Raw genomic sequence first — 12,398 nt, 5'->3', positions numbered from 1 at the left:
CAAGGCGAAGATGAAGCGCACGCTTTTCCGAAACCAGCTGCTGCCCTGGCTGCTGCTGGCGCCGCAGCTGGCGATCACCCTTGTCTTCTTCCTGTGGCCCGCGGCCCAGGCCATCCGGCAAAGCTTCCTGCGCCAGGACGCCTTCGGCATCAACACCAGCTTCGTGGGCCTGTCGAACTTCCAGGCGCTGTGGAACAGCCCGGAATACCTGAACGCTTTGCAGGTCACGGCGGTCTTCGCGGTGCTGGTGACGGTGCTGTCGATGGGATTCGCGCTGCTTCTGGCCGTGGCCGTGGACCGCATGATCCGGTCCGCCAGCATCTATACGACACTGCTGGTCTGGCCCTATGCGGTGGCCCCGGCGGTCGCGGGCATCCTGTGGTGGTTCATCTTCAACCCGACCATCGGCATCATGCCCTATGTCCTGGACATGGTGGGCTATGACTGGAACCACATCAGTTCCAAGACCGACGCGCTGCTGCTGGTCGTGATCGCAAGCGCCTGGAAGCAGATCAGCTACAACTTCCTGTTTTTCGTGGCGGGGCTGCAATCCATCCCGGCCAGCCTGCGCGAAGCCGCCGCCATCGACGGCGCGGGGCCGGTCAGGCGGTTCTTCGACATCACCCTGCCGCTTTTGTCGCCCACGACCTTTTTTCTGCTGGTGGTGAACATCGTGTATGCCATGTTCGACACCTTCGCCGTGATCGACGCCACAACCGAGGGCGGCCCCGCCCAGGCCACCAACATCCTGGTGTACAAGGTCTATTTCGACGGTTTCGTGGGCCAGAACATGGGATCCTCGGCCGCGCAGTCGGTGGTGCTGATGGGGATCGTGATCGCGCTGACGGTGGTCCAGTTCCGCTGGGTCGAAAAGAAGGTCGCCTATTGATGATCGAGAACCGCCCCGGCCTGAACCTTCTGGCGCACCTGACGCTGATGATCGGCGTGGCCATCGTGGCGCTGCCCGTCTGGGTGGCCTTTGTCGCATCGACCCATACGGCGACCGACTTCATGTCGGGCACCATCCCGATCTGGCCCGGCCCGCATCTGGTGGAAAACTATGCCCGGATGCTGGACGCGGGCGTATCCACCAGCGGCACGCCGCCGGTCGGCACGATGATGCTGAATTCGCTGATCATGGCGCTGCTGATCGCCTGCGGCAAGATCGCGATTTCCATCACCTCGGCCTTCGCCATCGTTTATTTCCGCTTTCCGCTGCGGCAGATGGCCTTTTGGTGCATCTTCATCACCCTGATGCTGCCGGTCGAGGTCCGGATCGTCCCGACCTTTCAGGTCGTCGCCGATCTGGGGCTGCTGAACAGCTATGCGGGCCTGTCGGTTCCGCTGATCGCCTCCGCCACCGCGACCTTTCTGTTCCGCCAGGTCTTTCTGACCATCCCGGACGAATTGACCGAGGCCGCGCGCATCGACGGCGCGGGCCCCCTGAAGTTCTTCCGCGACATCCTGCTGCCCTTGTCGCGCACCAACATCGCGGCGCTGTTCGTGATCCTGTTCATCTATGGCTGGAACCAGTATCTATGGCCGCTGCTGATCACCACCAGCAGCGACTATTACACCATCGTGGCGGGCATCAAGCGCATGGCCGACGCGGTGGACGGGCTGCCGCAATGGCATCTGGTGATGGCGACCGCCATGCTGGCGATGCTGCCCCCGGTGGCCGTGGTGATCGGCATGCAGCGCCTGTTCGTCAAGGGCCTGATCGAGACGGAGAAGTAGATGGCCTCAATCACCCTCGACACGGTCGGCAAGATCTATGCCGGCGGCACCCGCGCCGTGGGCGATGTCAGCATCGACATCGCGGACAGCGAATTCATCGTTCTGGTCGGCCCGTCCGGCTGCGGCAAGTCCACGCTGCTGCGCATGATCGCGGGGCTCGAGAGCATCAGCGAAGGCACGGTGCGCATCGGCGGCCGGGTGGTCAACGACATGGAGCCCGCCGACCGCGACATCGCCATGGTGTTCCAGAACTATGCGCTTTACCCGCACATGTCGGTGCGCCAGAACCTGGCCTACGGGTTGAAGAACCGCCGCACGCCGCGCGCGGAAATCGACCGCCGCGTGGCTCAGGCGGCCGAGATCCTGCAAATCGGCCCTTATCTGGACCGCAAGCCCCGCGCCCTGTCGGGCGGCCAGCGCCAGCGCGTCGCCATGGGGCGCGCCATCGTGCGCGAACCGGCGGCCTTTCTGTTCGACGAGCCGCTGTCCAACCTGGACGCGAAGCTGCGCGTCACCATGCGGCTGGAGATCAAGGAGTTGCAGCGCCGGTTGCGCACCACCTCGATCTACGTCACCCACGACCAGCTCGAGGCGATGACCCTGGCGGATCGCCTGGTGGTGCTGAACGCGGGCCGGATCGAACAGATCGGCACGCCGCTCGAGGTTTACCGCAAGCCCGCCTCGACCTTTGTCGCGGGCTTCATCGGCAGCCCGGCCATGAACCTGATCAGCAGCCGCGCCGTGCCCTATCTGCCGGGCATTCCCCAGGCCGCGACCCTGGGCATCCGCCCCGAGGATCTGAGCCTCGCCCCCGACGGTCCCATCGAGATGGACGTGCTGGCCGTCGAGGAGCTGGGCGCGCAGCGCCTGGTCCATGGCCAGACGGGCGGCGAAAGGCTGACCGTGGCGATACCCGCCGGCGCGCCGCTGTCCGACACCGTCCGGCTGGCCTGCCGCCCCGGTTCGCTGCATCTGTTCCACCCCGAAACCGGGCGGCGCATCGGCTGATCCCTACGCCTGCCCGATCAGCAGCATCACCAGCGGGATCGTCACGATCCCAAGCGCGGTGGACATGAGGATCGCGGCGGACACCCGCTGTTGCGCGATGCCGAAATGCTGGGCCAGGATGTAGACGTTGCCCGCCACCGGCAGCGCCGCGGCGGCGACCATCACGCCCGCGGCAAAGGGTTCGACCCCCAAGGCCCAGGCCGCCAGCCCCACCGCCAGGGGGTGCAGCACCAGCTTGGCCCCGCTCAGCCAGGCCGAGACCGCCAGCCGCCCGATGCGCCGCCCGGCCAGGCTGGCGCCGATGGCGAACAGCGCGCCGGGGGTGGCGGCCCCGCCCAGCAGCGCCAGGAATTCGTCGAAGGGGCCGGGCAGGGGCAGGCGCATCTGCGCCCAGGCAAGGCCCGCCAGCATCGACAGGATCATCGGATTGGCGGCGATGCCGCGCCCGATGGGGATCAGGCTGGCCAGGCGCGGCCCGTTCTGGCGCGCGGCATGGATGATCAGCGTGATCAGCGTGGCAAAAACCAGGCTGTCGATGGTCAGCACCATCAGCACCGGGCCGATGGCGCGGTCCCCCAGCAGCACCACCAGCATCGGCACGCCCAGAAAGCCCGTGTTGCCGATCATGCAGCACTGCGCCTCCATCGCGGCCTCGGCCAGGGGCAGGCGGCGCGCCCGCGCCGCCGCCATGCCGATCAGCCAGACGGCAAGGGATCCGCCCAGATAGGCCAGCACGAAGCGCCCATCGAACAGCGCCGCCAGATCCAGGCCCGCGGCAAAGCGGAACAGCATGGCCGACAGCGCGAAATAGAAAACGAACTTCGTCAGCCAGGCCGCCGCCTCCTGCGGAAAGAACCGCGTCCGCGCGGCCAGCCAGCCCAGGCCGATCAGCCCGAAAAAGGGCAGCGTCTTCAGGAATACGGCCAACATGATTCTTCTTTGCTCAAATACCCTCGGGGGTGAGGCCGCCCGCGGCCGAGGGGGCGGAAGGCCCCCTTTCGACGACGAATTCGATCGCCCCGTCTTCCAGATCGCGCTGCCCGATCAGCGCGTGACCGGATTCGTCGCAAAAATGCGGCACGTCCACGGCGGCCATGGCATCGGTGGCAAGCAGGCGCACCCGCGCGCCCGCAGCCTGGCCCAGCAGCACCTTGCGCAGCCGCAGCACCGGCAGCGGGCACAACAGTCCGCGCGCATCGACCAGCACGCTCACGGAACGCCCGCCGCCTGGTCCAGGCACCAGTCCGCCAAGGCGTCGGGCGACAGGCGCTCGCCCATGCCGCCGCAGAAATCGGCCCAGGCCGCGCGCTGCTCGGGCGGGACATGCAGCAGCACGGGGATGCCGTCCGCCACCGCCTGCGCGATCACGCTGCGAAAGCCGCGCCCGACGGCCTCCTGCCGGCCGAACTTGGGCAGGATCAGCAGTTCGGCCCCGGCCATGCGCGCCGACACCCGGGCCGCCGCCGTCTCCAGCGCGCCGGGATCCAGGCGGCAGCCGCCCGAGCCGCTGCCCAGCGACTGGGAGATGCGCACCGGCGCGTCCTCCTCGCCGATCACCAGCACGTCCATGTCGCAGGCGCAATCGGCGCCCAGATCGGTGTTTTGCTGGACGGCGCCCGCCACCCGCAGCCCGGCATCGGCCAGCCGGGCCGACAGCCGCGCCAGAATCCGGTCCGCCTCGCCCGGCGGGGCATCGTTGTCCAGACCGAACCAACCCAGCATCGCCCTCATACCCCGCTGTCCAGCGCGAATTTCATCAAGCCGTTGATCCCCTCGACCCCCAGCTTCTTCTTGAGCATGGACGAGGTGTTGGCGGCGGTCTTGTAGCTCACATCCAGCTCGTCCGCGATGGCTTGCAGGCTGAGACCCCGGCCTATCAGCGCCAGCACCTGCCGTTCGCGGTCCGACAGCGCCCCCAGGGGATCGGCCGCGGCCCCCGCCCGCAGCGTCGCCAGCGCCATGGCATGGCGCGGCGACAGATAGAATTCGCCCGCCTCCAGCATCCGCACGGCCTCGCGGAAGTCGGCGGGGGGCGCGTTCTTCGACAGAAAGCCCTGCGCGCCCGCCTGCAAGGCGCGGGCGGCAAAGCCGGTCTGGTCGTTCATGGAAAAGATCAGGATCCGGGCATCGGGGGCGGCGGCGCGCAGGGGCGCCACCAGATCCAGGCCCCCCGCACCCGGCAGGCTGATGTCCAGCACGATCAGGTCGGGCGCCTCGTCTCCGGCCAGTTGCGCCAGGGCTTCCTCGCCCGACATGGCCTGGCCGATGCGGTCATACCCCAGATCGCGCAGCAGGCGGTTCGCGCCCAGATGGGTGATCGGATGATCGTCGATGACAAGCGCGGATTTCATGTCGATCCTTCTTCCGTCTGCGGCAAGGGCAGGCTGGCGGCGATGGTGGTTCCCCCTGCGCCCGAGGACAAGCGCAAATCGCCGCCCAGAAGGGTGATGCGTTCGCGCATCCCGGTCAAGCCGGTGCCTTCGCGCGCGCCGGGCGCCATGCCGCGCCCGTTGTCGCGCAGCTCCATCCGCCAATGGGCCGGATCGGTCCACAGGCGGACCGAAACCCGGCTGGCTCCGGCATGGCGCAGGGCGTTGGTGGTGCCTTCCTGAAGGATGCGGAACAGCGTCAGCGCGGTCGCCTCGTCGGGTTCCGGCAGGCCGGGGGCCAGATCCAGGCCGATCTCCAGATCGGGAAAGCGCCGTCCCAGGTCGGCGACGTAATCGGCCAGCACGGCGGCCAGGGGCAGCTGCCCGACGGCCGCGGGCCGCAGGTCGCCCAGCAGGGCGCGGTTCACCCGGGCGATCTCCTCGGCGATCCGGGCGATGGCCTGGGCATGGGCCGCGATGGCGGGGGTGGGGGCGGCCTCGCGCAGGGCGTCGGCCTCGACCCGGAGGCCGAACAGGCAGGGGCCCATCTCGTCGTGCAGGTCGCGGGCGACGGCCTTGCGTTCCTCGTCGCCCCGCGTGACGACGCGGCGCTGCAACCGGGCGCGGTCGGCCTGCGCCCGGGCCAGGGCCTGGGCCAGGTCGTCCACGCCCGCGGCGATCGGCCCCAGGTCGCGCCCGGCCACCGGGCCGACCCGCGCCGTCAGGTCGCCCCGGCGCAGGTCGCCCAGGCGGCTGGCGATCACCGCGACAGGCCGCAGCGCCCCCCGGGTGGCCCACAGGATCAGCGCCGCCTGCGTCAGGGCCCCCAAGGCCGCCAGCCCCAGAAAGGCCGACAAGTGCTGCCAGGCCAGCGCGATTTCCGCGCCGGGATCGGTGGCGATGAAGACATAGCCGCGCGGCCGCCCTTCCAGCACCACGGGCAGGCGGGTTTCCATCGGGTTCGGGGCGACAAGGGCCGCGAACCAGCGCGGGGCCGGGGCCGGGGCGGGGGCCGGAACCGGGGCGCGGCGCACCACGCCGTCCAGCACGTCGACCGTGCCCACCGTGACATGGCGCGGCACCACCAGCCGTTCGGGCAAAAGCCGCATGATCCGGTCGGGCGGCACCGCCCCGTGCATGGTTCCCACGGTGGCCAGCACCAGCGCGCGCGCCGTTTCCACCGCCAGCCGCGTCTCGGTCGCGATGTCGCGGCGCACGCGTTCCAGGCTGGCCACGGCAATCGCCGCGAACAGCGCCGCCTGCACGGCCAGGATCACCAGAAGAATGCGCTGCGTCAGCGTGAGGCGGTTCATGGCCCGCAGATTGGCCGAGGCCCGGTTGCCCGTAAAGATCGCCCGGCATAGAAAGGCCCCATGACAGATTACGACGCCCTTCACGCCCGCATCCGCTCCCTGACCCAGGGCGAGACCGACGCCGTCGCGCTGATGGCGACGCTGGCCTGCGAGATCCACCATGCCTCCGACCGCTTCGACTGGACCGGCTTTTACCGCGTGGTCGCGCCCGAGCTGCTGAAGATCGGCCCTTATCAGGGCGGCCATGGCTGCCTGGTGATCCCCTTTTCGCGCGGCGTCTGCGGGGCGGCGGCGCGGACGGGGCGGGTGCAGATCGTGCCCGACGTGGACGCCTTTCCAGGCCATATCGCCTGCGCCGGTTCCACCCGGTCGGAGATCGTCCTGCCGGTCTTTGGCAACAACGGCCGCCTGATCGGCGTTCTGGACATCGACAGCGACCGGCCCGACGCCTTCACCGACGAAGACGCCATCCGGCTGGCCGCCATTCTGGAGGAGGTTTTCGCCGATGTCTGATTTCACCGGACGCTGCCTGTGCGGGGCGGTCACCTTCAAGGGCACCTGGAGCGGCGATCCCCTGAACGCCTGCCATTGCGGCCAGTGCCGCCGCTGGTCGGGCCATGTCTGGGCGGCCGCAGGGGCCCGGGACTTCACGCTGGACGGCCCGGTCAAGTGGTTCCGCTCGTCCCCCGAGGCCGAGCGCGGTTTCTGCCCCGAATGCGGCAGCAGCCTGTTCTGGCGCAAGGCCGGGTCGTCCGATTGCGAGGTCGCAGCGGGCGCGGTGGACGGCCCCACCGGCCTGCGTTTGCAGGGCCACATCTTCGTGGCCGACAAGGGCGATTACTACGACATCGCCGACGGCCTGCCGCAGGAAGCGCAAGGATGATCTGGGACACCATTGCCGCCATTCCCGCGGCGCAGCTGACCGCCTTTGTCGCGGGCGGGCTGATGCTGAACGTGGCCCCCGGCCAGGACGTGTTCTTCGCCAGCGCCTGCGGCATCGGCGGCGGGCCGCGCGCGGGCGCCTTGGCGGGCTTCGGCGTGGGCCTGGGCGTGCTGATGCACGTGACGCTGGCGACCGTGGGCCTGGGCGCCCTGATCGCGGCCCATCCCGGCGCGCTGCTGGCCGTGAAATACGCGGGCGCCGCCTATCTGCTGTGGCTCGCGTGGAAAAGCTGGCGCGCGGGACCGGCCGATCCGTCCGCGCGCGGCAGCGTCCGGCCCTGGAACATCATCCGGCGCGGGTTCCTGTCCAACGCCCTGAACCCCAAGCCGGTGCTGTTCCTGCTGGCCTTCCTGCCGCAGTTCACCAACCCCGCCTGGGGCCCGGTCTGGCAGCAGATCCTGGGCCTGGGGCTGATCTTCGCCTTTACCGGGACGCTGGTCACGATGGGTTACGGCATCGTCGCGGGCTATGCGGGCCATGTGATCGGGCAGCGCCTTGGCCTGATCAACAAGATCGCCGCCGTGATGTTCGCGGGCCTGGCGATCCGGCTGGTCACGAAGTGAGCGTTCTCGCCTATGCCCCGCCGCCCGATGCGCCCCAGGTGATCCACGCCGACCACGAGATCCTCGTGGTCGGCAAGCCTTCGGGCCTTTTGTCGGTGCCGGGCCGGGGCGAGGCCAAGAGCGACTGCCTTATCAACCGCCTGCGCGGGGCCTTTCCCACGGTTCTGCTGGTGCATCGGCTGGACCAGGACACTTCGGGGGTGATGGTTTTCGGCCTGACGCCGCACGCGCAGCGCAGCCTGTCGAAGCAGTTCGAGGATCGAAAGGTCAAAAAGACCTACGCCGCCCGCGTCGCCGGGCGGCTGGAGCCGAAGACGGGCCGGGTGGACCTGCCGCTGATCGTCGATTGGCCGAACCGCCCGCGCCAGAAGGTCGATCACGAACAGGGCCGCCCGGCGCTGACCGAATGGCGGGTGATCCGGGCCAGCGATGACGAAACCCGCGTGCGGCTGTTCCCGCTGACCGGGCGCAGCCACCAGTTGCGCGTCCACATGGCCCAGATCGGCCATCCGATCCTGGGCGATCCGCTGTATGCCGCCGGCGCCGCGGCGGACCATCCGCGCCTGATGCTGCACGCCGAAAGCCTGCGCCTGCGCCATCCAGACAGCGGGGTTCAGGTCAGCTTCAGCCAGGCGGCGCCGTTCTAAAGCAGTGCTGATGACCATGCTGCGAGCTGCCGGCGCTTCAAGCTTCTCGGCATGTTGGCCAATGGTAATTCAGACCGCTATGCGGGACAAAGCGGTAATTGCCTGAACCTAAGCGGAGGGCATAGGCTTTCCCTGGAATTGGGGGAAGTAGCAGAATGGATCATGCCCTGGTTTTCGACTGCGAGTTTTTGACCGCCGAAGGCTCACCCTCACGCTTCTGGTGCGGGCCTTATGATCCCGATCCGGTTGTTGCTCAGATTGGCGCGGCAAAGATAGGTCTGGAAGGGGAGTTTCCACTGCTGGACACCTTGCGCCTTTACGTCATTCCTCGTGATCGGCATGGCGAGCAGTTTACGCTTGATCCTTTTTTCACAAAGCTGACCGGCATTGCGGAGGACATCATTGCACGAAAAGGGCTACCTCTCGAAGAAGCTCTTGAGCGGACAAAGGATTTTGCTTCTGGCGCACGGCTTTGGTCCTGGGGAAAGGACGAGTTCAATATGGTTGCGATCAGTTGCTATGTAGAGGGATTGATGCCCCCGATCCCTGCCACGCGGTTCGGCAATGCTTGTGCCCTCCTGCTAAAGGCGGGGATGCCATATGAGGATGTCAAGAAGACGCGTAGCAACCAACTGGCCAATTACTTCAAGATCGAGCATCCGCCGCTTCAAGGGCATGATGCCTTGGATGATGCCCTCTCTGTTGCTTACGTCCTCCAAGCTCTCCTACAGCAGGAAAAACTAAGGCCGTCAGATCTGGCTTAGCTTCTTAGCCATTCTGATCCAGAGTCTGCAAAGGGACCAGTCTGCGTGGAAACTCTCCGCGCCGGAAGTGGTGTGTGCTCGGACTGGGCGTCGCATTGCAGAAGCGGTCGGCATGTAAAAACGGAAGTTCTCTCTGCCTTCTCAGGTCCGGATTGCCGCCATGAGGTTCCGGATGCCGATCACGGCAACCATCCGCTTGATGGTGTAGGCCAGCACGTTCAGCGCCATTTCGGTCTTCACGCGGGGCAGCCGCCTGGTCAGGAAATGGGTTGCGCCCATCCAGGCCTTGATCGTTGCGAACGGATGCTCGACAGCAGATCGGCGGACCGTCATCGGCTCTGACGTGCTTTTCAATCTTGTCAAAGCCTCTTCGATCAGATGCTCATGCTGCCATCGCGTGATCCGGCGTTCCTAGCCGGTGGTGCAGCGTGACTTGATCGAAGGGTTGCCGCATTCGCCGGTCCGGCAGCGCCGCAGCTGGAGGCCGTCTTCCTCGGTGGTGTAGCGATAGCTCAGCGCCTCGCCCGCTGGGCAGCGGTAAACATCCGTGTCCTGGTCGTAAGCAAAGTCGGCTTTCACATACATGCCCTTGGCGCGGTTGCCCGAGGTCTCGGGACGCGGCACGGTCGTTGTGATGCCCCTCTCATGACAGAGGAGGATCTCACGGCCGCCGAAATGGCCCTTGTCCGCCAGCGCATGCAGGTCGTCCCGCCGCAGGGCATTCTTCGCGGCTTTTGCCGTGGGCGCCAGAAAGGTCGCGATCATGGACCTGGTTGGTCACGTCATGCGCCACGATCAGATGGGTCTCGGTGTCAACGGCCATGTTCAAAGAGATCGACAGCACGGATCAGGTGATCCTCGCTGATCCGGTCCTCGAGACGATCCGGAACAGATCCGTCTGCCCGCGCTCAACGCCCTTGATGAAGCCCGACATGCCGATCCCCCGCGGCCATGTCAAAATCGACCACGAACACCAGTTTCCACACGGCCTCGGTCCTTTGCATCCAATCCCAAGGCCGTCTCCCTTCTACGCCCCGATCACCTGATCCGCCACCTGTTCGGACCGCAGCATGTCCTCGAGTGTCAGCGATTCGATCAGGATCAGATAGGACCAGAAGAGCTCGGCGAAGACCTTGCGGATGCGGCAGGAGGCCTCGTCCCGGCAATCCTCGCAGCGTTGATAGGCGCGGCGCGACAGGCAGGGCAGGGGGGCGATGGGACCGTCGATCAGGCGCAAAAGCTCGGAAATGGAAACGTCGCCGGGCCGCTTGATCAGCAGATAGCCGCCCGACCGGCCGCGGATCGAACTGACCATGCCCGCATTGCGCAGTTCCAGCAGGATCTGTTCCAGAAACCGCTTGGGCGTGTCCGACCGGCGGGCGATCTTTTCGATGGTCAGCGCCTCGGGGGCCGGACGGGCGGCCTCGTCGCCCAGAACCAGCATCGCCTTCAGCGCGTATTTCATCTTTTGCGTGATCATGGCCCACCCTACGGCGGGAAAACACCCGACTCAAGGTCGAGATTTAGCAAGACCCCCATGCGCGAATGTTCCGCGGCGACGGGTCCGGCGCATATTCGCCCCAAATATACGACAATCACGCTAGACATTTGTCATCTTTCTGGCACCCTGGGCATCACGACGCTGCCAAAGGAACCGCGCATGAACAGCCTGGATCTTATCGACCGCAAGATCATCGCCGCCCTGATGGAGGACGCCACCCGGCCGATCGCGCAGATCGCCGACCGCGTGGGCCTGTCGCAAACCCCCTGCTGGAAGCGCATCCAGAAGCTGGAATCGGCGGGCGTGCTGACCGGCCGGGTGGCCCTGGCCGACCCCGCGCGGCTTGGCCTGGGCCTGACCGTCTTCGTGGGGGTCGAGGCTTCTGACCACGGCGCCGACTGGCGCGACGCCTTTCTGGCCGCGGTGCGCAAGTTTCCCGAGATCATGGAAGCCTATCGCATGGCGGGGGAAATGGACTACCTGCTGCGCGTGGCCGTGTCCGACATGGCCGCCTATGACGATTTCTACCGCCGCCTGACGGACGCCGTGCCGATCAAGAACCTGACCTCGCATTTCGCGATGGAGCGGCTGCGCTATACCACCGCCTACCCGGTCAACACCCGCGACCGCTAGATCCTTCTTCTCTTTGGCGGGGGATCTTTGGGATCTAAATCACGACAAGTATTGTAGTGTTAATGCGGAACAGAGCGGAAGGATTCGCACGATGTCCAAGACCCTGATCGTTCCCGGCCTTGACGGATCGCCCGGTCCCCATTGGCAGGACTGGTGGGCGCGCACCGACCCCGACGCGATGATCGTCGATCTGCCCGATCCCCGCCGCCCCGTCCGCGAGGCCTGGGAGGCCGCCCTGGCGGTGATGATCCTGCGTCACCCCAACAGCATCCTGGTCGGCCATTCGCTGGGATCGGTGCTGATCGCGCAGATGCTGGCCCGCTGGTCGGGGCTGAAGGTGCGCGGCGCCATGCTGGTCGCGCCCGCCGATCCGATGGCCCCCACCGAGCAGTGCCGCCGCATCCGCCGCTTCGGCCCGCTGCCCGAAACCGCGCCGGACGTGCCCGCGGTGCTGGTGGCCAGCCGCAACGACCCCTGGATGGCCTTCGACCGCAGCCGGGATCTGGCCGATGCGCTTGGCGCGGACCTGGTGGATCTGGGCCATGCGGGCCATGTCAACGTGGCCTCGGGCTTCGGGCCTTGGCCGGGCGGCAAGGTGATCCGCGACCGGCTGCTGGGGCGGACGGAACGCCCATCGGTCCTGCGCCGGTGGTTCGGGCAGGCGGCTCCGGTCCGGTCCCGCCCGCCGGGCCCATGACGACACCCGCCCGCCGCGTCCGGCGTCGCGCCGATCCCGATCCCGATCCCGTCATTGATTTCGGAGTGCCCTTCATGTTCGACATCCGGACCGAACTGCACCTGCGCCGCGCCGGACGCGATGCCGCGGTCCATGGCACAGGCCGCGCCGCGCGCGCGATCCTGATCGCCGCCAGCCTGACGGCCTTGGCGCTGCTGACGGCCGCGCTGTTCTAAGCCTGCGA

General features: G+C 67.2%; 17 protein-coding genes and 1 pseudogene. 11 read left to right on the top strand and 7 right to left on the bottom strand.

Annotation, left to right across the window (positions count from 1 at the left end; translation table 11 throughout):
- Positions 1-10: 10 nt before the first annotated feature.
- Genes ugpA through ACFOM8_RS04765 form a run of 3 tightly spaced genes read left to right on the top strand, consistent with a single transcriptional unit; the run spans position 11 to position 2,745 of the window.
- A complete protein-coding gene (gene ugpA / locus ACFOM8_RS04775; RefSeq protein ID WP_377759789.1) occupies positions 11-889 on the top strand; it encodes a sn-glycerol-3-phosphate ABC transporter permease UgpA in 879 nt (292 codons plus the stop codon).
- On the top strand, positions 889-1,737 hold the full coding sequence (gene ugpE, locus ACFOM8_RS04770) for a sn-glycerol-3-phosphate ABC transporter permease UgpE (protein WP_377759787.1): 849 nt from the start codon (positions 889-891) through the stop codon (positions 1,735-1,737). Before ugpA ends, ugpE begins: the two co-directional genes overlap by 1 nt.
- The gene (locus ACFOM8_RS04765; protein ID WP_377759785.1) at positions 1,738-2,745 is read left to right on the top strand and encodes a sn-glycerol-3-phosphate import ATP-binding protein UgpC; all 1,008 of its coding nucleotides are present in this window, start codon (positions 1,738-1,740) and stop codon (positions 2,743-2,745) included.
- A 3-nt stretch (positions 2,746-2,748) separates the two neighbouring features.
- Here the strand turns inward: ACFOM8_RS04765 and ACFOM8_RS04760 are convergent, their stop codons facing one another.
- Genes ACFOM8_RS04760 through ACFOM8_RS04740 form a run of 5 tightly spaced genes read right to left on the bottom strand, consistent with a single transcriptional unit; the run spans position 2,749 to position 6,427 of the window.
- The gene (locus ACFOM8_RS04760) at positions 2,749-3,675 is read right to left on the bottom strand and encodes an AEC family transporter (protein ID WP_377759784.1); all 927 of its coding nucleotides are present in this window, start codon (positions 3,673-3,675) and stop codon (positions 2,749-2,751) included.
- Between the two features lie 13 nt (positions 3,676-3,688).
- Positions 3,689-3,958: a sulfurtransferase TusA family protein gene (locus ACFOM8_RS04755; RefSeq protein ID WP_377759782.1), complete on the bottom strand. Its 270-nt coding sequence runs from the start codon at positions 3,956-3,958 to the stop codon at positions 3,689-3,691.
- On the bottom strand, positions 3,955-4,467 hold the full coding sequence (locus tag ACFOM8_RS04750; protein WP_377759780.1) for a DUF2478 domain-containing protein: 513 nt from the start codon (positions 4,465-4,467) through the stop codon (positions 3,955-3,957). Before ACFOM8_RS04750 ends, ACFOM8_RS04755 begins: the two co-directional genes overlap by 4 nt.
- Before the next feature lie 5 nt (positions 4,468-4,472).
- Positions 4,473-5,096 (bottom strand): response regulator, encoded by a 624-nt coding sequence (locus ACFOM8_RS04745; RefSeq protein WP_377759778.1) that lies wholly within the window; start codon positions 5,094-5,096, stop codon positions 4,473-4,475.
- Positions 5,093-6,427: an ATP-binding protein gene (locus tag ACFOM8_RS04740; protein WP_377759776.1), complete on the bottom strand. Its 1,335-nt coding sequence runs from the start codon at positions 6,425-6,427 to the stop codon at positions 5,093-5,095. Before ACFOM8_RS04740 ends, ACFOM8_RS04745 begins: the two co-directional genes overlap by 4 nt.
- 60 nt (positions 6,428-6,487) lie before the next feature.
- Between ACFOM8_RS04740 and ACFOM8_RS04735 the strand changes: the two genes are divergently transcribed.
- The 5 genes from ACFOM8_RS04735 (at position 6,488) to ACFOM8_RS04715 (ending at position 9,344) form a co-directional block, all read left to right on the top strand.
- Positions 6,488-6,940 (top strand): GAF domain-containing protein, encoded by a 453-nt coding sequence (locus ACFOM8_RS04735; protein WP_377759774.1) that lies wholly within the window; start codon positions 6,488-6,490, stop codon positions 6,938-6,940.
- Positions 6,933-7,310, top strand: a complete 378-nt coding sequence (locus ACFOM8_RS04730; RefSeq protein WP_377759772.1) for a GFA family protein — start codon at positions 6,933-6,935, stop codon at positions 7,308-7,310. Before ACFOM8_RS04735 ends, ACFOM8_RS04730 begins: the two co-directional genes overlap by 8 nt.
- Positions 7,307-7,933 (top strand): LysE family translocator, encoded by a 627-nt coding sequence (locus ACFOM8_RS04725; RefSeq protein WP_377759770.1) that lies wholly within the window; start codon positions 7,307-7,309, stop codon positions 7,931-7,933. The genes ACFOM8_RS04730 and ACFOM8_RS04725 overlap by 4 nt, the downstream gene beginning before the upstream one ends.
- Positions 7,930-8,580: a pseudouridine synthase gene (locus tag ACFOM8_RS04720; protein WP_377759768.1), complete on the top strand. Its 651-nt coding sequence runs from the start codon at positions 7,930-7,932 to the stop codon at positions 8,578-8,580. Before ACFOM8_RS04725 ends, ACFOM8_RS04720 begins: the two co-directional genes overlap by 4 nt.
- Before the next feature lie 155 nt (positions 8,581-8,735).
- Positions 8,736-9,344, top strand: coding sequence for an exonuclease (locus ACFOM8_RS04715; protein WP_377759767.1), 609 nt, complete (start codon positions 8,736-8,738; stop codon positions 9,342-9,344).
- A gap of 141 nt (positions 9,345-9,485) precedes the next feature.
- Here ACFOM8_RS04715 and ACFOM8_RS04710 read toward each other — a convergent pair.
- Both ACFOM8_RS04710 and ACFOM8_RS04705 read right to left on the bottom strand, forming a co-directional pair.
- A pseudogene (locus tag ACFOM8_RS04710) lies at positions 9,486-10,188 on the bottom strand (transposase); the annotation flags it as partial.
- Positions 10,189-10,371: 183 nt separating this feature from the next.
- Entirely contained in the window at positions 10,372-10,824 is a 453-nt protein-coding gene (locus ACFOM8_RS04705; RefSeq protein ID WP_377759765.1) for an RrF2 family transcriptional regulator, read from the bottom strand.
- A gap of 180 nt (positions 10,825-11,004) precedes the next feature.
- Here ACFOM8_RS04705 and ACFOM8_RS04700 point away from each other — a divergent pair, with 180 nt between their 5' ends.
- From ACFOM8_RS04700 to ACFOM8_RS04690, 3 genes are all read left to right on the top strand, one after another.
- Positions 11,005-11,478, top strand: a complete 474-nt coding sequence (locus ACFOM8_RS04700) for an Lrp/AsnC family transcriptional regulator (protein WP_377759763.1) — start codon at positions 11,005-11,007, stop codon at positions 11,476-11,478.
- 91 nt (positions 11,479-11,569) lie between these two features.
- Positions 11,570-12,175, top strand: coding sequence for an RBBP9/YdeN family alpha/beta hydrolase (locus ACFOM8_RS04695; RefSeq protein ID WP_377759761.1), 606 nt, complete (start codon positions 11,570-11,572; stop codon positions 12,173-12,175).
- Entirely contained in the window at positions 12,172-12,390 is a 219-nt protein-coding gene (locus ACFOM8_RS04690) for a hypothetical protein (protein ID WP_377759760.1), read from the top strand. The genes ACFOM8_RS04695 and ACFOM8_RS04690 overlap by 4 nt, the downstream gene beginning before the upstream one ends.
- Positions 12,391-12,398: the final 8 nt, after the last annotated feature.

Source organism: Paracoccus angustae, assembly GCF_042648745.1.
Lineage (GTDB): Bacteria > Pseudomonadota > Alphaproteobacteria > Rhodobacterales > Rhodobacteraceae > Paracoccus > Paracoccus angustae.
Note: the sequence above shows the minus strand (reverse complement) of the source record. Positions and strands in the feature narration are given on the sequence as shown.

Bases quoted from the DNA above. Each gene is read 5' to 3' on its own strand.
- ugpA (WP_377759789.1), top strand. From the start codon at position 11: ATGAAGCGCACGCTTTTCCGAAACCAGCTGCTGCCCTGGCTGCTGCTG.
- ugpE (WP_377759787.1), top strand. From the start codon at position 889: ATGATCGAGAACCGCCCCGGCCTGAACCTTCTGGCGCACCTGACGCTG.
- ACFOM8_RS04765 (WP_377759785.1), top strand. From the start codon at position 1,738: ATGGCCTCAATCACCCTCGACACGGTCGGCAAGATCTATGCCGGCGGC.
- ACFOM8_RS04760 (WP_377759784.1), bottom strand. From the start codon at position 3,675: ATGTTGGCCGTATTCCTGAAGACGCTGCCCTTTTTCGGGCTGATCGGC.
- ACFOM8_RS04750 (WP_377759780.1), bottom strand. From the start codon at position 4,467: ATGCTGGGTTGGTTCGGTCTGGACAACGATGCCCCGCCGGGCGAGGCG.
- ACFOM8_RS04745 (WP_377759778.1), bottom strand. From the start codon at position 5,096: ATGAAATCCGCGCTTGTCATCGACGATCATCCGATCACCCATCTGGGC.
- ACFOM8_RS04740 (WP_377759776.1), bottom strand. From the start codon at position 6,427: ATGAACCGCCTCACGCTGACGCAGCGCATTCTTCTGGTGATCCTGGCC.
- ACFOM8_RS04735 (WP_377759774.1), top strand. From the start codon at position 6,488: ATGACAGATTACGACGCCCTTCACGCCCGCATCCGCTCCCTGACCCAG.
- ACFOM8_RS04730 (WP_377759772.1), top strand. From the start codon at position 6,933: ATGTCTGATTTCACCGGACGCTGCCTGTGCGGGGCGGTCACCTTCAAG.
- ACFOM8_RS04725 (WP_377759770.1), top strand. From the start codon at position 7,307: ATGATCTGGGACACCATTGCCGCCATTCCCGCGGCGCAGCTGACCGCC.
- ACFOM8_RS04715 (WP_377759767.1), top strand. From the start codon at position 8,736: ATGGATCATGCCCTGGTTTTCGACTGCGAGTTTTTGACCGCCGAAGGC.
- ACFOM8_RS04705 (WP_377759765.1), bottom strand. From the start codon at position 10,824: ATGATCACGCAAAAGATGAAATACGCGCTGAAGGCGATGCTGGTTCTG.
- ACFOM8_RS04700 (WP_377759763.1), top strand. From the start codon at position 11,005: ATGAACAGCCTGGATCTTATCGACCGCAAGATCATCGCCGCCCTGATG.
- ACFOM8_RS04695 (WP_377759761.1), top strand. From the start codon at position 11,570: ATGTCCAAGACCCTGATCGTTCCCGGCCTTGACGGATCGCCCGGTCCC.
- ACFOM8_RS04690 (WP_377759760.1), top strand. From the start codon at position 12,172: ATGACGACACCCGCCCGCCGCGTCCGGCGTCGCGCCGATCCCGATCCC.